The 265-nt window shown below is 76.2% G+C and carries 1 pseudogene; it reads right to left on the bottom strand.

The features are described from left to right. Window positions 1–62 precede the first annotated feature (62 nt). Window positions 63–265, bottom strand: a pseudogene (locus HO151_RS06755) (xanthine dehydrogenase family protein subunit M); the annotation flags it as partial.

Raw genomic sequence — 265 nt, 5'->3', positions numbered from 1 at the left:
CTGCGTGCTGCGTGCTGCGTGCTGCGTGCTGCGTGCTGCGTACCGCGTCCGGTGGCTCGCGTTCAGTTCCCGGTGCGCGGTGAGCCGTGCGCGAGCCGTTCCAGGGCGTCGACCGCCAGGTTGCGGGCCAGTCGCACCTTGTAGGCGTTGTCCCGCAGCGGTTCCGCGGCGGCGAGTTCGAGGTCGGCGGCCCGCTCGAACGCCGCCGTCGTGGGGGCGGCGCCCAGCAGCGCCCGTTCCGCCCGCCGGGCCCGCCAGGGGCGGT

Source organism: Streptomyces sp. 8P21H-1, from assembly GCF_013302945.1.
Note: the sequence above shows the minus strand (reverse complement) of the source record. Positions and strands in the feature narration are given on the sequence as shown.